The sequence below is a fragment of the Glycomyces sp. NPDC050141 genome (genome assembly GCF_055586545.1).
In genome coordinates this window covers 1-17,216 of sequence record NZ_JBVJHZ010000012.1, presented here as the reverse complement: position 1 = coordinate 17,216, position 17,216 = coordinate 1, and the positions used below count along the sequence as shown (strand labels likewise).

The 17,216-nt window shown below is 69.4% G+C and carries 21 protein-coding genes; 8 read left to right on the top strand and 13 right to left on the bottom strand.

Features of this window, described 5'->3' with window-relative positions; translation table 11 throughout:
- Positions 1–28: 28 nt before the first annotated feature.
- The 3 genes from ACZ60M_RS09740 (at position 29) to ACZ60M_RS09730 (ending at position 2,099) form a co-directional block, all read left to right on the top strand.
- Positions 29–961 (top strand): F510_1955 family glycosylhydrolase, encoded by a 933-nt coding sequence (locus ACZ60M_RS09740; protein WP_465416511.1) that lies wholly within the window; start codon positions 29–31, stop codon positions 959–961.
- 92 nt (positions 962–1,053) lie between these two features.
- Positions 1,054–1,428, top strand: a complete 375-nt coding sequence (locus ACZ60M_RS09735; protein WP_465416509.1) for an ArsR/SmtB family transcription factor — start codon at positions 1,054–1,056, stop codon at positions 1,426–1,428.
- On the top strand, positions 1,425–2,099 hold the full coding sequence (locus ACZ60M_RS09730; RefSeq protein ID WP_465416508.1) for a cation efflux transmembrane domain-containing protein: 675 nt from the start codon (positions 1,425–1,427) through the stop codon (positions 2,097–2,099). Before ACZ60M_RS09735 ends, ACZ60M_RS09730 begins: the two co-directional genes overlap by 4 nt.
- A gap of 119 nt (positions 2,100–2,218) precedes the next feature.
- Here ACZ60M_RS09730 and ACZ60M_RS09725 read toward each other — a convergent pair whose 3' ends face one another.
- The 3 genes from ACZ60M_RS09725 to ACZ60M_RS09715 all read right to left on the bottom strand — a co-directional run bounded on the left by ACZ60M_RS09725 (position 2,219) and on the right by ACZ60M_RS09715 (position 4,888).
- Positions 2,219–3,403, bottom strand: a complete 1,185-nt coding sequence (locus ACZ60M_RS09725; RefSeq protein WP_465416506.1) for a hypothetical protein — start codon at positions 3,401–3,403, stop codon at positions 2,219–2,221.
- 90 nt (positions 3,404–3,493) lie between these two features.
- On the bottom strand, positions 3,494–3,799 hold the full coding sequence (locus tag ACZ60M_RS09720) for a hypothetical protein (protein WP_465416504.1): 306 nt from the start codon (positions 3,797–3,799) through the stop codon (positions 3,494–3,496).
- Positions 3,800–3,928: 129 nt separating this feature from the next.
- Positions 3,929–4,888, bottom strand: a complete 960-nt coding sequence (locus ACZ60M_RS09715; RefSeq protein WP_465416502.1) for a C40 family peptidase — start codon at positions 4,886–4,888, stop codon at positions 3,929–3,931.
- Between the two features lie 323 nt (positions 4,889–5,211).
- On the opposite strand from ACZ60M_RS09715, the gene ACZ60M_RS09710 reads away from it, so the two are divergent.
- Positions 5,212–6,078 carry a serine hydrolase gene (locus tag ACZ60M_RS09710; RefSeq protein ID WP_465416500.1) on the top strand — a complete coding sequence of 289 codons (867 nt, stop codon included), beginning with the start codon at positions 5,212–5,214 and terminating at the stop codon, positions 6,076–6,078.
- Between the two features lie 44 nt (positions 6,079–6,122).
- Here ACZ60M_RS09710 and asnB read toward each other — a convergent pair whose 3' ends face one another.
- From asnB to ACZ60M_RS09670, 8 genes are all read right to left on the bottom strand, one after another.
- A complete protein-coding gene (gene asnB, locus ACZ60M_RS09705; protein ID WP_465416499.1) occupies positions 6,123–7,970 on the bottom strand; it encodes an asparagine synthase (glutamine-hydrolyzing) in 1,848 nt (615 codons plus the stop codon).
- Positions 7,971–8,104: 134 nt separating this feature from the next.
- A complete protein-coding gene (locus tag ACZ60M_RS09700) occupies positions 8,105–8,443 on the bottom strand; it encodes a hypothetical protein (protein WP_465416497.1) in 339 nt (112 codons plus the stop codon).
- Between the two features lie 15 nt (positions 8,444–8,458).
- Positions 8,459–9,250 (bottom strand): cytochrome c biogenesis CcdA family protein, encoded by a 792-nt coding sequence (locus ACZ60M_RS09695; protein WP_465416495.1) that lies wholly within the window; start codon positions 9,248–9,250, stop codon positions 8,459–8,461.
- Position 9,251: 1 nt separating this feature from the next.
- Positions 9,252–9,833 carry a TlpA family protein disulfide reductase gene (locus ACZ60M_RS09690; protein ID WP_465416493.1) on the bottom strand — a complete coding sequence of 194 codons (582 nt, stop codon included), beginning with the start codon at positions 9,831–9,833 and terminating at the stop codon, positions 9,252–9,254.
- Complete coding sequence (locus ACZ60M_RS09685; RefSeq protein WP_465416491.1) at positions 9,830–10,018, bottom strand: hypothetical protein; 189 nt, start codon at positions 10,016–10,018, stop codon at positions 9,830–9,832. The genes ACZ60M_RS09690 and ACZ60M_RS09685 overlap by 4 nt, the downstream gene beginning before the upstream one ends.
- 1 nt (position 10,019) lies before the next feature.
- Positions 10,020–10,328 carry a thioredoxin domain-containing protein gene (locus ACZ60M_RS09680; protein ID WP_465416489.1) on the bottom strand — a complete coding sequence of 103 codons (309 nt, stop codon included), beginning with the start codon at positions 10,326–10,328 and terminating at the stop codon, positions 10,020–10,022.
- An 86-nt stretch (positions 10,329–10,414) separates the two neighbouring features.
- On the bottom strand, positions 10,415–11,356 hold the full coding sequence (locus tag ACZ60M_RS09675; RefSeq protein ID WP_465416487.1) for a M56 family metallopeptidase: 942 nt from the start codon (positions 11,354–11,356) through the stop codon (positions 10,415–10,417).
- The gene (locus tag ACZ60M_RS09670) at positions 11,353–11,715 is read right to left on the bottom strand and encodes a BlaI/MecI/CopY family transcriptional regulator (RefSeq protein WP_465416485.1); all 363 of its coding nucleotides are present in this window, start codon (positions 11,713–11,715) and stop codon (positions 11,353–11,355) included. Before ACZ60M_RS09670 ends, ACZ60M_RS09675 begins: the two co-directional genes overlap by 4 nt.
- A 121-nt stretch (positions 11,716–11,836) precedes the next feature.
- Here ACZ60M_RS09670 and ACZ60M_RS09665 point away from each other — a divergent pair, with 121 nt between their 5' ends.
- A complete protein-coding gene (locus ACZ60M_RS09665; protein WP_465416483.1) occupies positions 11,837–12,853 on the top strand; it encodes a VldE C-terminal domain-containing protein in 1,017 nt (338 codons plus the stop codon).
- On the opposite strand, the gene ACZ60M_RS09660 is transcribed toward ACZ60M_RS09665, so the two are convergent.
- Entirely contained in the window at positions 12,854–13,288 is a 435-nt protein-coding gene (locus ACZ60M_RS09660; protein ID WP_465416481.1) for a DUF2752 domain-containing protein, read from the bottom strand. It lies immediately after the preceding gene.
- Between the two features lie 32 nt (positions 13,289–13,320).
- Positions 13,321–13,746, bottom strand: a complete 426-nt coding sequence (locus ACZ60M_RS09655) for a transposase (protein ID WP_465416479.1) — start codon at positions 13,744–13,746, stop codon at positions 13,321–13,323.
- Positions 13,747–13,832: 86 nt separating this feature from the next.
- Between ACZ60M_RS09655 and ACZ60M_RS09650 the strand changes: the two genes are divergently transcribed.
- The 3 genes from ACZ60M_RS09650 (at position 13,833) to ACZ60M_RS09640 (ending at position 17,093) form a co-directional block, all read left to right on the top strand.
- Positions 13,833–15,059: a L,D-transpeptidase gene (locus ACZ60M_RS09650; RefSeq protein ID WP_465416477.1), complete on the top strand. Its 1,227-nt coding sequence runs from the start codon at positions 13,833–13,835 to the stop codon at positions 15,057–15,059.
- A 67-nt stretch (positions 15,060–15,126) separates the two neighbouring features.
- A complete protein-coding gene (locus tag ACZ60M_RS09645; protein WP_465416475.1) occupies positions 15,127–15,528 on the top strand; it encodes a hypothetical protein in 402 nt (133 codons plus the stop codon).
- A gap of 71 nt (positions 15,529–15,599) precedes the next feature.
- Positions 15,600–17,093, top strand: a complete 1,494-nt coding sequence (locus ACZ60M_RS09640; RefSeq protein ID WP_465416474.1) for a multicopper oxidase family protein — start codon at positions 15,600–15,602, stop codon at positions 17,091–17,093.
- The last annotated feature ends 123 nt before the right edge of the window (positions 17,094–17,216 follow it).

Here is a 17,216-nt window from a genome sequence, read left to right as displayed (position 1 = left end):
GCACAACTAGCCCGCTACGGAGTGATCCATGAGTGTTCGATGCCCGCGCCTCGCACGCAGTCTCCCGGTCTTGATCGGTGCGGTCGCCCTGGCCGTCGCCGGATGTACGGCCGAACCGGAGACCGCCGAGCCCGGCGGCGACGTCGAGGGCTTCCAACACCTGCACGGGCTGGCAATCGCGGCTTGGGATGAGGGAACGGTCTACGTGTCGACCCACGAGGGTCTGATCGCGATCGACGGCGACGAGTGGAGCTACGCGAGCGAGACACTCCATGACTTCATGGGCTTCTCCGCCCACCCAACCGAGGCCGGCGTCATGTTCAGCTCCGGGCACCCGGCCCCCGGCTCCGACCTGCCCAACCCGTTGGGATTCATGACCTCCACCGACTCCGGCGCCAACTGGGAGGTGACCGCCCTGTCCGGCGAGGTCGACTTCCACGCCATGAGCGTCGGGGCCGAAGGCAGCGTCTTCGGCTTCAACGGCCACGGCGAAGCCGGCGTCTACACCAGTTTCGACAGCGGCACCAGTTGGAACCGCGTCGATGCCGCCGCCGTCATGGAAACCGGCGGGGTCTACTCGCTGGCCGCCGACCCGGTCGACCCCCAGACCGTCTGGGCCGCAACGCCGAACGGCCTGTTCAAGAGCGATGACGGCGGCGCGGCCTGGGAGCATCTCTATGCGGGCGGCCCGGTGACGGCCGTGACCGTTGCGCCCTCCGGTGGGCGGGTCGTCGCTTACGGCGCGGGCACCGGTCTGATCCTCAGCGACGACGATGGGCAGACCTGGCGGGACACCGGTTGGGTCTTGGACGATGCCGAGGACGCCGTGGGCCACCTGGCCGTCGACCCGGCCGATCCCGACGTCCTCTGGGCCGGCACCTACAACGCCGACCTCTACCGCTCCACCGACGGCGGCACCACCTGGGAGACAAAGGCCACCGCTGGGACGCCGGAGGGATAGCTCCTGGCAGGTCATCCAGGGTCCGATAAGCGGCGTCGGGCTCGAAGAGTTCGGATCTCGACAACATCGGAACTTGGCGATATCATCGTCATATGACGATGAAAGATGGGCGGGGTATCTGCCTCACCGACGAGATCAAGGCCGGACTCCCCCCGGCCGCGGCACTGTTCCACTCCCTGTCCGACCCCACCCGGTTGGCGATCGTCCGCCGCCTCGCCGACCACGAGGCCCGCATCGAACTGCGGGTCGCCGACCTGGTCGCCGAGCTGGGTCTGGCCCAGTCCACCGTCTCGGCCCACGTCGGCTGCCTGAAGGACTGCGGGCTGGTCGTCGGCCGCAACGAGGGCCGCCAGGTCTACTACAGCCTCGCCCGCACCGAGCTGCTCGATCTGCTCGAAGCCGCTGACAGCATGCTCACCGCGACCGGCCACCCCGCCGTCCTCCACCCCGCCGGGGCCGCGGCATGAGCGCTCCTGACCCCGAGCGCCGCCAGGTCCTGAACGCCCGCTCCCGCCGCCTCGCTTACGCCACCGCCGGCTACAACACCGTCGAGGGCGTCGTCGCGATCGCCGCCGGCGCCGCCGCGTCCTCGACCGCCCTCATCGGGTTCGGCCTCGATTCGTTCGTCGAGGTCTCGAGCGCGTTGATCGTGATCTGGCAGTTCCGCTCCCGCTTGCCCGAATCGCGCGAGCGACTGGCGCTCAAGCTCATCGCCGCCTCGTTCTTCGCCCTGGCCGCCTGGGTCGCCTTCGACGCCATCCGGTCCCTCCTGGGCCGGGGCGAGTCCGAGCCGTCCCCGGTCGGCATCGGCATCGCCGCCGTCTCGGTGGTAGTCATGCCGCTGCTGGTCTGGGCCAAACGCCGCACCGGCCGCGAGCTCGGTTCCGCCACCGTCGTCGCCGACTCGGTCCAAACACTGCTCTGCACCTACCTGTCGGCGATCCTGCTGATCGGCCTGGTGCTGAACGCCACGCTCGGCTGGTCTTGGGCCGACCCCGTCGCCGCTTTGGTCATCGCCGCCGTCGCCGTCCGCGAGGGCATCGAAGCCTGGAAGGGCGAGCATTGCGACGACTGCGCACCCGCGGCGGGCACCGCGAAGACGGACGACTGCTGCACCGACGACACCTGCAAGGACTGACCGGTCAGGGTCCGTCGAGACCGCCGCATCGACCCCGGTGGCGCCCTCGTTGCGCCTGCTCGAAGGAACACAGCCACTCCATGCACGAGTTCGGGCCCCACTGACGGTGGGCGTTCGGCTCAGTCGTGTTCTTCGCCTGGGGCGTGGGTATGGTCCTCGGCCGGCTCGGACTCCTCGGTTTCGGGGTCGGCGCTCGTCGTGTCCGCCGGGGATTCCATGTCGGTCGACTCGTCGGTGCCGTGCTCGTGGTCGTGGCCGTCGTCCTCCATGTCGGCAGTCTCGGCATCATGCGAGTGGCTGTGTTCAAGTGCGGCAGTGGCTCCCGGAACTGCCATCGCGCCGAGCGCGACGAAGGAGAGCACGACGACCGCTCGATACCCTCCCGAGGTGAGGACGCCGTGGCGCTCGCGCGGCAGGAGTGACCACAGCAGCCCGACGACGATGGCGACTTCCATTGCAGCGGCGATCAGGTCGGCCGCACCGAATGCCTCCGGTACGCCGGCGTGCGGGCCGAACGGCACTCCCCACATGCGGCTGACCACCCAGAGCCCGAGGAAGCCGAGGTTGGCCAGCAGCCCCGCCACCTTGATGAAGGTGTTCCCGAACCGGAGGGCCAGCAGCCCCCAAAGCAGTTGGAACGCTGCGGTGGCGGCGAAGAACATCCCGGCCAGGAGCCACTCCGCCCAGTGGGTCGGAGTGGCGAAGACATGGACGACACCGGCTGCCAGGCTGGCGATCGCGGCGACCTGGCGTGCGAGTCTGGCCTCGGTACGGCCCCCGGCGATGTCGTGAGGTTCCTCGGTGTCGTTCGGGCCATCGAGGAACGAAGTCCGAGACGAGGACGGCGCCCGGTCGCGGCGGTCGGCGGCGGCCGTGGTGGAAGCCCGGTCGGTGAGGAGGGAGAAGACGTGCGTGTCCCAGTCGTCGTCCGCTTCGCGCCCGGTCGGCACGCGGTCGGCCGCAGGGGCACCGCCGCGCCGCTGGTCCGGGTACGGATCGGCCCACGACTCGGCCGGACCGCCACCCCGCCGTTCAGCGGGAGCGAGGCCCGCCGCGCGACCTGCACGTGGAATGGTCCGCTGGGGAGTGACAGCGGAGTAGTACCCGGCCGTCGGTGCACTCCCCGCTTGCGTTTCGGGGAGGTCGAATGCAGACCGCCGTTCGATGCCCTCGGTGCCATAGCGCCGGGAGGGTCGCCGGGGCGGGTAGCGGTCGTCGATCTCGGGGGACGGCTCACGCCCGTGGGCGCGTCCGCGCGGCGCCTGCCGGTCGAACGGCACGCGGGCGTCTTGGGGTTGGTTCATGGATGGTCCCTCGCTTCAGGTCGTTCGGCAGCGCGCAGCACTGCCAGAGGGTCGGAGGTGATGAAGGCCGCCCGTTGCGGGCTGCCGCTCCTAGACCCTGTTGACCTGAAGTTCGGATACGAGATCGGTGGGGGATCGGTCCCTGGCGTCGACGGTGTCCGCAACCGGCGCAGCCGGATTCGCGCAGTCTGCGATGAGCGGGTCGGTTGCGCCGTCGGCAGGTGCGTCGGCACTGGTGTCGGGGAGCGTTGCGAGGCCGCATGTGTGTGCCCCGTGGTCGTGCGAGGGCGCGTCCGCGTGGTCCTGTTCGACTTCGTGGTCATGCAGGGACATCGTGTGCAGGTCGCTTTGCGGACCGAGCAGGTGACCGAGCGTGAGGAGTGCGGCGATTGCCACCAGCCAGAGCGCGAATCGCCTGCGGTCCAGTGGACACCTCGCATCATCGACGGGAACTCTGCCGCGAACGGGGCCGACGGCATCCGCGACTGTAACACGCACCACGGTCCACGGCGGGGTCACGGAACGCTAGTGGAGGACGGTGGTCGTGCCGTACCAGACGTTGCCGTGGTCGAGTTCGACGACCTTGACGACCGTGCGGGAGTTCGGGGCGTGCACGATCAATCCGTTGCCGATGTACATGCCCATGTGGGAGAGGTCGTTGTAGAACACCAGGTCTCCCGGCTGCAGCTCGTCGCGGCTGATCTTCGGCGTCTCGTTGTACTGGGCGGCGGCGTTGTGCGGCAGCTCGATCCCGATCTGCGCGTAGGAGCGCAGGATGAGGCCCGAGCAGTCGTATGAGTCCGGCCCGGCCGATCCCCACACGTACGGCTTGCCGACCTGATCGAGCGCGTATGAGACGACCGCGTACTCGTCGTCGGTCATGTAGGGCAGGTCGTAGTCGGTGATCGCGTCGCCCGCGGCGGCCTGCCATTCCTCTTCGAGATCGCCCATCCGGGCATTGAGTTCGTCCTGCTGCTGCTCCAGGTCGGCCTCCTGCTCGTCGAGGTCGGTCTGGAGGTCGTTCAGGAGATCAAGCTGGAGGGTGTACTCCTCAGAGGCGGTCTTGAGCTCGTCCATAAGGTCGAAGTTGTAGAGGTTCGCGGAATTGAGTCGGTCGAGGCGCTCGACGAACGCGTCGGGCGAGCCCGATTCGAGCAGCAGCGCGGCGTCGCCGATCCCCTGGTCCACGTACGTTGCGGTGATGTAGTCGGCGAGCTGCCCGCGCAGGGAGTCCAAGTCGGCCTCGGCCGCCTCCAGGGACTCCTGAGTCTGCGCGATCATGTCGCGGTTGTCCTCCGCTTCCTGCGCCAGTCGGTTGTACTCCTCGACCGCCGCGGTCAGGTCCTGGTCGGTCTCCTCGATCTCGTCGTTGATCTCCTCGGTGTCCCGCTGGGCCCACGCGGGGGCCGAGCCCACCGCGGAGACGAGGAGGCCGCCGATCACGGCGACAGAGGTCCATTTGCGACGAGCAGTCGACGACTTCATGAGCAGGGTGCTCCTTCGGGGAGGTCGGGGTGCGACGCGGGTGTTCGGCGGATGGGGACCTGGGGCATGAGCACGCGAAGGGGGCTGAAGTTCCGGTGTCCGGCCGAACCCGACCTGAAGTGTGCCAAGCCCGGCCACCACTATACTAAGCATCGTAGTAGTGTGCGAGCCTTCCCGCCCGTCTGGGGCGCGAGGCGATGCGGGGCCGGTCGCCGACCGATCAGGTCTCGTCGCGGTGCCCGCGATCGGCCGAGTTGCGAACTCCCAGCGCACGCGCCTGCGACAGCGGAGACCGCAACGCACTCATTCCGAAAAGGACACCAATGGTCCGCAGGTTCATCGTCACCCACCCGCTGATCGCTGCGCTGGCGACCCTCGCGATCCTGACCACGTCGGTGATCGTCGGGAATGCGCTCACGACACCATCCCGGACGGCGGTCGGCGGGAACGTACCGGCCGCATCCGAGTTCCGGGCCGGACTACTCCGCCCCGAATCCGTCGGCGAGGAGCTCATCCGGGAACTGGGACTGACGGGCGAGTTCAGCTTCTCGCTCTACGACTCCATCGAGGGCCGACCGCTGATCACATTCGGCGCGGACCAGGTCCATTACTCCCAGTCGGTCGTCAAACTGCTGATCGCGGTGGCCGCCCTCGAAGCGGAGGCCGATGTCGCCGAGGTGACGGAGATGCTCGCCAAGAGCGACGACACCATCGCCTCGGAACTGTGGGGGCGACTGAACGGACCCGCCGTGGTCGAGCAGCAGGCGCTCGTGATGGACCTGCGGTACACCGAACCGTCTCCCGACTGGGGACGGTGGGGCGACACGCTGATCTCCGCATCGGACGTGGTTCGCATCTACGAGTACCTCCGTGCCGATCAGCCGGACCGCGAACGCCAGATCATCTTCGACTCGCTGGCCGCCATCGAGGAGCTGGGCGCGGACGGGTTCGACCAGACCTTCGGCATTCCGGCGGCCGCGGACGGGCTCGCCTCGGCGGTCAAGCAGGGCTGGGGCTGCTGCAAGCCCGACCGCTTCCTGGTCTCGACCGGCATGGTCGGCACCGACTACCGCTACAGCCTGGCGATCTTCGGAGCGTGGGACGAGACGCAGGTCGACGAGCAGCGCGCGGCCGATGAGATGACCGCGCTCGCCGACGCGCTGCTGGAGGCCGTTCCTGTGCGGCAGTGACGATTCTAGAGATGCGGCTGATCGTGACTGAGCGCGGCGGGCGATTACGGCGCGGAGCGGCTTCCGATCTGGTCGTACCAGAGGCAGAAGACCATGACCGTCCAGATCTTGCGGGCCTGGTCGTGGCCCTCGCGGTGCTCGCGCAGGAGGCGGCGCGCGTATTCGAGGTCGAGCAGGTGCCCGCAGCCGGATTTGGCGAACACCTGATCGGCCCATTCGAACATCGGCCCGGCCAGCCATTGCCGGTGCGGGGTGGGGAAACCCATCTTGGGTCGCTCGACGATGGGGGGCGGGACGAGCTTCGCGACGGCCCTGCGCAGCGCCACTTTCGTCTGCGTTCCCGAGAGTCGGTGTTCGACCGGGATCCGGGAGGCGACGTCCCAGACCCCTTTGTCGAGGAAGGGCACGCGCAGTTCGAGGCTGTGGGCCATGGACATCCGGTCGGCCTTGACGAGGATGTCGCCCCGCATCCAGGTGTGGAGGTCGAGGTACTGCATGCGGGTGGTCGGATCCAGGTGGGCCGACTCCTGCCAGAACCGCGAGGTGACGTCGCGGTAGTCGGGTGCGGGGTGGCGCAGCAGCTCGGTCTTGGCCTGGCCGGTGAAGATCTTGGCGTTGCCGATGAAGCGGTCCTCGAGTTCGGCGGTGCCCCTCTCGAGGAAGCTCTTGCCCTTGACGCCGTCGGGCAGGGCCCGGGAGGCGCGGCGCAGCAGGTGCCTGGCGCCTTCGGGCAGGGCGGTGACCGGACGCAGGGATTGCGGCTCCCGGTAGATGGTGTAGCCGCCGAAGAGCTCGTCGGCGCCTTCACCGCCGAGGGCGACGGTCACGTGTTCGGCGGCGGTCTTGGCGACGAAGTACAGCGGGACGATCGCCGGGTCGGCGACCGGGTCGTCGAGGTGCCAGACGATCGTCGGCAACGCCGCGATCACGTCCTCGACCGAGACCGGCGCGGGAATGTTCTTCACCCCGAGCGCGGTCGCGGTCTGCGAGGCCACCTCCAGTTCGTCGTACAGGCCCGGATCGGTGAACGCGGCGGTGAAGGTGAGGAGGTCGGGGTTGTGTTCGCGGGCGAGCGCGACGATGGTGGTGGAGTCGATGCCGCTGGACAGCAGCGCCCCGACCGGCACGTCCGAGCGCATGTGGATCCGCACCGACTCGCTTAGGGCCTCGGCGATCTCGGCGTGCAGCCGCTCGGCGTCGTCGACGCGAGCGGGGCGGAACATCGGCTGGAAGTACCGCTGCGGACGCGGATCGGTGCCCGGCCGGAACAGCGCGAAATGGCCGGCCTCGAACCGGTGGACGCCTCGGTGCAGTGTGGCGGGTTCGGGCGGGTACTGGAAGGTGGCGTAGTGGCCCAGGGCGTCGGTGTCGACGAGGTCGGGGCTGTCGATCCCGGGCAGGGCCTTCTTCTCGCTGGCCAGCCATACCGCACCGCGGTGTTCGGTCCAGTACAGCGGCTTGATGCCGAAGGGGTCCCTGGCTGCGAAGACGAAGTCCGCGTCGCGGTCGTAGACCACGAAGGCGAACATGCCGCGCAGCCGCTGGAGAAGGTCCAGCCCCCAGTGCCGGAACCCGGCCAGGACGACCTCGGTGTCACCGCGGGTGGCGAAGACCGCGCCGTGGTTGCGGACGAGTTCGTCGCGCAGTTCGAGGTAGTTGTAGATCTCGCCGTTGAAGACGATGGAGAGGTTGCCGTCGTCGTAGCGCATCGGCTGATGGGAGTCGGCGACGTCGATGATGGAGAGGCGCTTGAAACCCATCCGGACCGGCGACTCGGCGGGGTCGACCGCGGTCTCGTCGGGGCCGCGGTGGTGGATCAGTTGGAGCAGGTCGGCGAGGCCCGGCTCACCGGGGTCGGTGTCGACTCCGATTCGGACTACGAATCCGCACATGGCGATTGCTGCCTTTCGTCTCAGGTCGCCCGGACCGGCATCGAGGCAGGGCCCGGGAAGGGAAGAGGGTCGGAGAGGTGCCCGTTGCGCGGGTGCCCGGATCGGTCCGGGGCGGCGCTTGCGGGTTTCGGTCTCTAGACCCGGTTGACCTGGAGGACGGCGACGAGGTCCGGCGGTGGCCGGTCACCCGCGGCGGCTCGGCAGTGGACGGCCGGGACCGCGGTGGCGTCGCGGAGAAGTGCGGTATGCGGTGCGAGTTCGAGGGGCGGGAGGAGGTTCAGGGTCGGCGGCGACGCCTTTCCGCAGGTGGGCGCCTCGTCGTCGTGGGACGACGGGTGCTCGTCGGCTTCCTCGGTGTGGTGGTCCGGCGAGATCACCGCATGGGGGTCGCCGGTCGACCCGAACAGATGGCTGAAGGCGAGCAGCGCAGTGAGGGCGACCAGCCAGAACGCGATGCGGCGGCGGTTCGGCACCGTGACCCTCACCCCCTAGATCCCGATCTGGCCGGGGCCGACGGCCACGCGCAGCCAGTTGATGAAGAAGGTCCAGACACCGGTCGCCAGGGCGATGCCCACAGCGATGAGCAGGATCCCTCCGGCCCAGGTGATCCAGCGGCCATGTCGTCGGATGAAGCCGACCGCGCCGATCATCCATCGCAGCCCCAGGGCGAACGCGATGAACGGCAGCCCCATCCCCAGCGAGTAGGCCGCGGCGAGGACCGCGCCGCGGTTCGCCGAGCCTTCGACGGCGGCCAGGCCGAGCACCGCCGTGAGCGTCGGCGACAGGCACGGCGTCCACGACAGTGCGAACGTCGCCCCCAGCACGGGCGCTCCCGCCAGACCGACGGCGGGCAGCTTGCGGATGCGCGCGGTGCGGTCGAGCCCGGGAACCAGGCCGAGGAACGCCAGGCCCAGGACGATGATCAGGACACCGACGACGACCTCGATCAGGCGGGCGTTGACCAGCAGTGCTCGCCCGAGTTCCCCTACCGCGTAAGCGATCGTGGTGAAGACCGCTGTGAAGCCGAGGACGAACAGCCCGGCGCCTGCCAGGACTCGCACCTGCACGCTGCCGCGGATCTTGACCGCCGTGTTTCCGGAGCGGCGGTCGTGAACGGCGTCGAGGTCGGCCCCGGCCAGGCCGGTCACATACGAGACGTATCCCGGTACGAGCGGGAGCATGCAAGGAGCGAAGAAGCTCACCAGTCCGGCGAGCGCGGCGACGCCGACGGCCGCGAGCAGGGGCCCGGTCTGCGCGATCTCGGCGAAGGTCCCGGCCACGCTAGGTCGCCTCGGCGAGGACTTCGTCGATGAAGGACTCGAGCTCGCGCTGCGTGATGGTCTTTCGGAACACGGTCGCCGTCCGGAGCTCGCGGTCGAGGATGACGGTGGCCGGAACGACGTTGGGCGGGATGTCGGTGAAGGCGAGGATGGTCTCGCCGGCCGGGTCGAAGAGGCTGGGGTACTCGATGCCGTACCGCTCGTGGAATGCCGCGGCCGCGTCGACCTCGTCGCGCAGGTCGACCCCGAGGAACTCGACGCCTTCGGCTTGACGCGACTCGTAGGCGGCGACCAGCTCGGGGGCCTCCTCGCGGCAGGGGGCGCACCAGGATCCCCAGAAGTTGATCACGATGACGCTCCCCGCCCAGTCGGCGAGGTCGAAGTCAGAGCCGTCGAGGAGCTCCCCGGTGATCTCGACCGGCTCCGCGCGGTCGGGCACCTCGATGAACTCCAGGGTGCCCTCCCCGGCGGCGTCCGCAGCGCGCTGCGTGTCGGTGCGGGGATCGGGGGCGGCACACGCGGCCGGGACCATTGCGGCTCCGGCAGCGGCCAGTACCGCGCGTCGACTCGCCGGTCTCGTCACCGCTCCTGCGCCTCGCGTTCCCGCTGCTCGACCTCGGCTCGCAGCGCGGCGATCTCGGCCCAATGGTCGGGGTGGACAGCGCGGCCGTCGCCGCCAGGCGTCTTGCGGCGGCCGGCCGTGCGCGTCAACAACACCAGCGCGACGACGAAGGCGATCATCGGCAGGAGGTACAGCATGTACTCCATCTCAGCCGCCGATCGGCCGGATGGACGCGAGCGTCATGCGGAGCCGATCTTCGTCCACTTTGCCGTAGCTGAACAGCACGCCGTCGACGAGCAGGCCGGGCGCGGCCAGGATGGCGTGTTGAATCGCGAGTGCTCGACCCTCGTCGCTGGCGAGGGGAATCTCGGTGACGGTGAGCTCGAACTCGGCCGAGAGGTAGTGGAGGACCTCTTTAGCCCGGTCGCAGAAGTCGGAGCGGGGCTCGGTGACCAGGGTTATCTCGGTCCGGCCGGTCTCGCCCTGGATCCGGCTCGCCCGCAGCGGTTCGAACATCGCACCTCATCTCGATCCAGCCCTTGTCTACTAAGCAGGATAGTAGATAAATGCGAGCGCTGCCAGTCTGTGGCCCGGACGAGGTGTCAGACCTGGCAGCAGGCGAAGCTGACGGCCGTGAGGATCGGAGTGGCGAGGATCAGGACCGGAGTGACCACGGCGGCGGCGTTGCCGCCGAGGATCGTGCCGACACCCGCCGGGCCGGGAGTGGACGGCGCGTCGAGCAGCCGCTCGATGCGGGCGACGGTGTCGCCGCCGCTGGCGGCCAGCGCCTCGACCGGTGTCTGTGCCACGGCGACGTTCAGGAGGCTGCGCGCGAGGGTGCTGCGTGTCGCGCTCCGTGCGGCGGCGTCGTCGGCGGCGAGCTCGACCAGGTGGCCGATGCGCTCGGGCAGCCGGGCGAACAGCGGCAGGAGCCCGAAGGCGCGATGCCCGGTATGGGCCAGTGCGACGAGCAGGTGGTGGTGCCCGGTGAGATGGGCGCGTTCGTGCGCCAGGACGGCGTCCAGTTGGGGCCGGTCGAGCAGCGCGAGCGCGCCGGAGGTGATGGCGATCAGGCCCTCCTTGCCGGGGATGCAGTACGCGGCGGGACACGGCGACTCGATCACGACCGCACCGAGGTCGCGGTTCCGGGGGGTGTTCGCCAGCGCGCGGCGCAGCCGGGAGCGCTCGACACCCGTGGACCGCGCCACCATGGCGCCGGCGGCGGCCACCCACAGCGGGACCGCCCAGGTCAGGGCGGCGGCGATCACCGCGATGACCGCGCCTCCGACCTCGCCGTGCAGCTCCTGCAGGGCCAGGACGCAGTCCCCGACGGCCCCAGCCGCGCCTCCCGCGAACGCCTCGGTCGGCACCACGATCGCCGCCCCCGCGAGCACCAGCGCCAGCACGAAGGAGACGGCTAGAGCGAACCAGGTGGCGATGGCCAGCCGCGGTGAGGCGACGGCCCATCGGGCCCGATCCAGCAGCCGCGGGCCGAGGACGGCGAGCAGCGCCGCGTACGCGAGGAGGATCAGCGCCGCTGTCATCGGCGCCCCTCGGGGGCATCGAGGATCTCGCGCAGGCGGGCGATCTCGTCGGGACTGATCTTGCCGATGAAGCGCAGCAGCGTGGCGTTGCGGTCGGAGGAGGAACCGAGCACGGCGACCATGGCCTCGGCGTCGAACTCCTCGCGGGACTGCGCGGGCCGGTACACCCAGGCCCGCCCGGCGCGCTCGCGGGTCACATTGCCCTTGCGGTGCAGGTTGTCCAGGACCGTCATGACGGTCGTGTAGGCCGGCTCGGGGTCGCGGTCAAGCTCGCCGAGCACCTCGCGGACCGTGGCCGGATCGGAAGCGGACCACAGCACCTCCATGATCGCGGCCTCAAGCTCGCCTAGCCTGCGCATCGGCACCTCCCTGTTCGGTATGAACCTTATCCCTCACCGGTGGATGAGAACTACTATTCATGATAGTAGATAGTTGGTGTCGCAGACCCCTGTCGAACCGACTATTCGTTAGGACCCCGTCTTGACCTCTACCGCGAACGCCGCTACGGCACACGCCGCCAAGCGGATCCGCTCCTCCCTCCCGGTCGTGGTTCTCGCCGCTGCGTTCCTCGTCGCCGCTCCCGCCGCGCAATCCTCAGCACAGGAGGAGGGCGCCTCCGATTCACTGAGCGGCGCCATCGAGGACTACCTGAACGCACGGGACGAACTCGCCGCCCTGGAGCAGCAACAAGAGGATCTCGAGCAAGAGCTCGGAGACTCCGAGGTCGAGGTCGCGGTACTGCACGAGGAACTGGGCGAATACGCCTACATCGCTTACACCGCCTCCGACATGCAGTCGACCGCCGCGCTCATGGCCTCCGGCAACCCGAACGACGCGTTGGACGCGATGACCGCGCTCCAGTTCCTGGGCGAGTCGCGCGCCGACCGCCTCGCGGAGCTGACGGACCGGCTCGCCGAGATCGAGGCCACGAGGGCGACGCTCGAGGACAACATCGCCGAGCAGGAGGAACTCGCCGAGGACATGGAGGCCGCCAGGGACGAGGCCGCCCGCGAGATGGCCGCCTCCGGCGGCGACAGCGCCGTCGGCCCCTCGGCGGGAGACTTCCCCGCTGCCGAGCCGGCGCCGCGGGACTCGGACGGCACACTGCCCTTCGAGTCCTGCTCCGAGAGCGACCCCACGACCAGCGGGTGCCTGACGCCGCGCACGCTCCATGCGCTGGAACAGATCCAGCTCGCCGGGTTCACCCGCTACGTCAAGTGCTTCCGCGTCGAGTACTCCGGCGAGCACGGCAAAGGCCGCGCCTGCGACCTCGCCGCGCAGGCGGGCGGCTTCGGCGGCGTGGCCTCCGGCGACGATTTCACCTACGGGGACAACCTGGCGGCGTGGCTGGTCGAGAACGCCGACGCGCTCGGGGTCCAGTACGTCATCTGGTACAAGCAGATCTGGCAGCCCGCCACCGGCTGGAGGGCGTACAACCTCGGCACCGGCGAACCGAACTCCGACCACACCAACCACGTGCACTTGAGCGTTCGCTGATCATCCGAGATAGGGAATGTTGAACCACGTGAACGGTCCTTCGGGAAGGTTGCGGAGCACCAGTCCGAACAGGAGGAACACCCCCGCGTAGGCGACGTAGGCGGCTCGCGGGAGGCGCAGGGCGGGAGGGCGGCGCCCGAACCACTCCACGGCCGTCCACCAGATCAGGGCGTACAGCGCGAACGGCACACCGATCAGCGCGACCGGATGGTGGCGGAACGCCTCGACGAGATCGCCGTGGACGAGGTACCAGTACATGCGGGTCCCGCCGCAGAAGGGCCCGTTGATCCCGAAGGCCAGGTGGAACAGGCACGGGCCGGTGGGATCAGAGGTCGAGTCGGTGGGGTTGAACGCCAGCACGTAGGCCGTGGCGGCGGCGAGCACCGCCCAGACCGCCCCGGGGCCGAGACCGCGCGCTCGCGGTCTCGGACGCATGGGGGCGGGGGAAGCGGGTGTCGGCATGGAGGTCATGGCGCTCCTCGGTGGGATTGATCGGTCACATTGCTGCCCATCGGATTCAGGGTTGCCGGGTCGGTCGGACGATGCCGGTCGGCCGCCAGCTTCGCGATCGCCCTCGCCCATTCGATCTGGTCCGCGGTACCGGGCCGGTCGAGTGCCGCCCGGTGGATCCTCGACCACAGGTCGATCCGGGACCACTCGGCGAAGCGCCTGTGCACGGTCTGGTGGGAGACGGCGGATCCGGGAGGCAGGCACCGCCAGGCGCAGCCGCGCGTCAGCACGAATGCGATCGCGGCGAGCACGGCCCGGTCGTCGATCTTGGCCCTGCCGCCGCCCTGCGCCCGCTTTCGAGCGGGCGGGATGAGCGGCTCGACGATCTCCCAGACCCCGTCCGGTATGGGTGATTCGACGACTTGGCGCACCGGTTGTTGCATCTGCACTACCTTCACCGACATATGCCTCCGGCGACACGACGCCAGCGGCGGCCACAATTCAAGAGCTACTATGTAGAATAGTAGACATGATGCATGGACGTTCGCTACTGACCAGGCGCAGCGCGCTTGCCGCCGGCGCCGCCGGAATCTCCATGGCCGGTTTGGCCGCCTGCTCGAACGAGAGCGGCACCGTCGAGACGACCTCCGAAAGCGAAGGGGCCCCGGCTGAAGGGGCCGTCAGTCCTGCACAGCTCACCGTCACGCCGGCCGACGGGGCGACCGACGCGACTGCGGCCACCGAGATCGGCTGGACCGTCGAGGCCGGCTCCGTGACCGAGGTGAAGCTCAGCGACGCCGCCGGCAATCCCGTCGAAGGCGCCATGCACCCCGACGGCACCACCTGGGTCCCGGCCGGGCCCCTGGCGTGGGAGACGGCCTACACCGCGACGGTCACCGCCGAGGACGAGGCCGGGAACCCGGTCACGGCCGAGACGACCTTCACCACCATCGCCTCCCCGGCCGACCGGGTCGCCATCGAGAACTACCTGCCCGGCGGCGACTCCGTCGTCGGCCAGGCCGCGGTCCTCGCCTTCCGCTTCGAAGCCGGCTTCGAGGTTCCCGAGGAGAACCGGGCCGCCGTCGAACGGCGCCTGTTCGTCACTGCCGTACCGGCGCAGGAGGGGTCCTGGCACTGGGTCACCGGGCGCGCCCTCGAGTACCGGCCCAAGGAGTACTGGCAGCCGAACACCGCAGTGACGGTGCGGCTCGGCCTGGGCGGACTGCCGCTCGGCAACGGCCGGTACGGCGAGTTCGACCAGGGGACGACCTTCACGACCGACGCCGAGGCCCGGCTGCTGGAGGCCGACAACACCACCAAGGAATTGCGCGCCTTCCTCGACGGCGAAGTCGTGCAGACGATGCCGATCTCCCTAGGCGCCGACGAGATCGACGGCAACGACGCCCGCTCCTACGAGGGGACCATGACCATCATGAGCCGCGAGGAGGAGTCTCGATTCGTCTCGGACCTCTACGGCTACGACCTCGACGTCAAGTGGGCGATGCGGCTGACCTTCAGCGGCCAGTACCTGCACGGCGCGCCCTGGGCCGAGGCGCGGCTCGGCAAGGAGAACGGCTCGCACGGCTGCATCAACGTCACCGACGAGATGGGCGAATGGATCTTCAACTTCGTCCGCTGGGGCGATCCGGTCATCGTGACCAACACCGGGCGGGCCCTCCCGCAAGGCGACGGGTTCACGACCTGGGACCTGTCCTGGGACGAGCACCTTGCCGGGTCGTACCTCAATCGCGAGTAAGCGCTCGTGGTGTCGAACTGGGAGACGACCAGACCGATGAGCTGCCGAAACAACGTAGGATGAAGCTGTGCCACGGAAGCTGACCCGCATCGGGCTCATTGCCGTGCTGATGCTCGGCGTCATCGCGATGCACTCCTTCGGGCACACAGGGCACAGCGACCACGGCCAGATCGTCGTGACGGATCTGAGCGCCCATCACGGGCACGCCATGGAGGCCGACTCGGACCCTGTCGAGGACGACTCCGGCCTGTCGGCGTTGCTATCAGCACTTGGCCTCATGGTCTGCGGTGCGATCCTCGCCCGGCTCGCCATCGAGTTCTTCCGCTCGGCCGCATGGTCGCGCCTGTGGGACCGGCTCATCGCGGCCCCGGAACGGATCAGGCGCGTACCCGCGCAGCGCTGGCTGCCTCCGCCGCGATTGCGGTCCACCGGAGTCCAATTCAATCGGATCGCGGTGCTGCGGATCTAGATTCGGCCCCCGCACGGGGATAAACGCCTGAATCACCGTCCACAGCAAAGCCATCCGAAAGGCCGATCATCATGCGTGCGTTCACACGCCGTTCCATGCTGCGCGGCGGCGCCGTCGCGCTGCCCTTCGCCGCCCTCGCCGCCTGCTCGAACGACGAGCAGCCGAAACCGTCGTTCGTCGAAGCCGACTCCGAGCGGGTCGCCGAAGCCGAAGCGGCCCGCAATCCCGGTGCCGTCCGGGAGTTCCAGCTCAATGCGATCGCCTCCGAGGTGGACCTCGGCGGCCTGGTCGTCCCGACCTGGTCCTACGGCGGCCAGATCCCGGGCGCTCCGATCCGCGTCGCCAAGGGCGAGCAGGTCAAAGCGGTCCTCGTCAACGACCTGCCCGAGGCGACCACCGTCCACTGGCATGGCCTCCAGCTCCGTTGCGACGCCGACGGCGTCCCCGACGTCACCCAAGAGGCCATAGCGCCGGGCGCGTCGTTCACCTACCAGTTCACCGCCTCCGACCCGGGCACCTACTGGTTCCACCCGCACTCCGGCACCCAGCTCGACCGGGGCCTGTACGCACCGCTCATCGTCGACGACCCCGACGAGGCCGTCGACTGGGACCTGGAATGGACCGTGGTCCTCGACGACTGGATGGACGGTGTCACCGGCACCCCCGACGACGTCCTCGACCAACTGCAGGCGGGCATGATGATGGACCACGGCGGCATGGACATGGGCCTCATGACCGACGGCCACATGCTCATGGGCGCCGAATCCGACCTCCTCGGCGGCGACGCCGGAGACGTCTACTACCCGCACTACCTGGTCAATGGCCGCCTCCCTGCCGACCCCGAGGTGTTCGAGGCCGAACCAGGTGCGCGCGTTCGCATCCGCTTCATCAACGCAGGGGGCGACACGGCGTTCCGGGTCGCCCTCGCCGGGCACCGGCTCACCGTCACCCACACCGATGGCTTCCCGTGCGAGCCGGTCGAGGCCGACGCGATTCTCATCGGCATGGGCGAGCGCTACGACGCGGTCGTCACCTTGGGAGACGGCGTCTTCGCGCTCGTCGCCGAAGCCGAAGGCAAGCAGATGCGCGGACGGGCACTGGTGCGCACCGGCAGCGGCGAGGCTCCGGCCGCTGACTTCGCGCCCGCGGAGCTGACCGGCCACGTGCTCGCCTACGACGAGCTCGCACCCGCAGACAGCGTCGCAATGGAAGCGCGCGAGCCCGACCGGACCATCGACCTCGAACTCACCGGTTCGATGGACGACTACGACTGGGCCATCAACGGCACGCCGCACGACCTGGACAACCCGTACGCCATCGAGGAGGGCGAGCGGGTGCGGCTGCGCTTTGTGAACAACGGCCGGATGTGGCACCCGATGCACCTGCACGGGCACACGTTCGGGCTCGCCGACACCGGTCTGCGCAAGGACACCGCGATCGTCCTGCCGGATCAGACCCTCGAAGTCGACTTCGACGCGGTCAACCCCGGTCGGTGGATGGTCCACTGCCACAACCTGTACCACGGCGAATCCGGGATGATGGCCGTCATCGGATACCGGGACTAACGACGCGGGGGGGGGGGGGGGGGGGGGGGGGGGGGGGGGGGGGGGGGGGGGGGGGGGGGGGGGGGGGGGGGGGGGGGGGGGGGGGGAGGGGGGAGGGGGGAGAGGAGGCCCACCACCCCCCCC

What these genes read in the sequence shown, in the direction of transcription:
- ACZ60M_RS09725 (WP_465416506.1), bottom strand. Translation starts at nt 3,403, where the DNA reads ATGAACCAACCCCAAGACGCCCGCGTGCCGTTCGACCGGCAGGCGCCG.
- ACZ60M_RS09655 (WP_465416479.1), bottom strand. Translation starts at nt 13,746, where the DNA reads ATGCAACAACCGGTGCGCCAAGTCGTCGAATCACCCATACCGGACGGG.
- ACZ60M_RS09730 (WP_465416508.1), top strand. Translation starts at nt 1,425, where the DNA reads ATGAGCGCTCCTGACCCCGAGCGCCGCCAGGTCCTGAACGCCCGCTCC.
- ACZ60M_RS09680 (WP_465416489.1), bottom strand. Translation starts at nt 10,328, where the DNA reads ATGTTCGAACCGCTGCGGGCGAGCCGGATCCAGGGCGAGACCGGCCGG.
- ACZ60M_RS09685 (WP_465416491.1), bottom strand. Translation starts at nt 10,018, where the DNA reads ATGGAGTACATGCTGTACCTCCTGCCGATGATCGCCTTCGTCGTCGCG.
- ACZ60M_RS09710 (WP_465416500.1), top strand. Translation starts at nt 5,212, where the DNA reads ATGGTCCGCAGGTTCATCGTCACCCACCCGCTGATCGCTGCGCTGGCG.
- ACZ60M_RS09735 (WP_465416509.1), top strand. Translation starts at nt 1,054, where the DNA reads ATGACGATGAAAGATGGGCGGGGTATCTGCCTCACCGACGAGATCAAG.
- ACZ60M_RS09650 (WP_465416477.1), top strand. Translation starts at nt 13,833, where the DNA reads ATGATGCATGGACGTTCGCTACTGACCAGGCGCAGCGCGCTTGCCGCC.
- ACZ60M_RS09670 (WP_465416485.1), bottom strand. Translation starts at nt 11,715, where the DNA reads ATGCGCAGGCTAGGCGAGCTTGAGGCCGCGATCATGGAGGTGCTGTGG.
- ACZ60M_RS09660 (WP_465416481.1), bottom strand. Translation starts at nt 13,288, where the DNA reads ATGCGTCCGAGACCGCGAGCGCGCGGTCTCGGCCCCGGGGCGGTCTGG.
- asnB (WP_465416499.1), bottom strand. Translation starts at nt 7,970, where the DNA reads ATGTGCGGATTCGTAGTCCGAATCGGAGTCGACACCGACCCCGGTGAG.
- ACZ60M_RS09640 (WP_465416474.1), top strand. Translation starts at nt 15,600, where the DNA reads ATGCGTGCGTTCACACGCCGTTCCATGCTGCGCGGCGGCGCCGTCGCG.
- ACZ60M_RS09675 (WP_465416487.1), bottom strand. Translation starts at nt 11,356, where the DNA reads ATGACAGCGGCGCTGATCCTCCTCGCGTACGCGGCGCTGCTCGCCGTC.
- ACZ60M_RS09715 (WP_465416502.1), bottom strand. Translation starts at nt 4,888, where the DNA reads ATGAAGTCGTCGACTGCTCGTCGCAAATGGACCTCTGTCGCCGTGATC.
- ACZ60M_RS09740 (WP_465416511.1), top strand. Translation starts at nt 29, where the DNA reads ATGAGTGTTCGATGCCCGCGCCTCGCACGCAGTCTCCCGGTCTTGATC.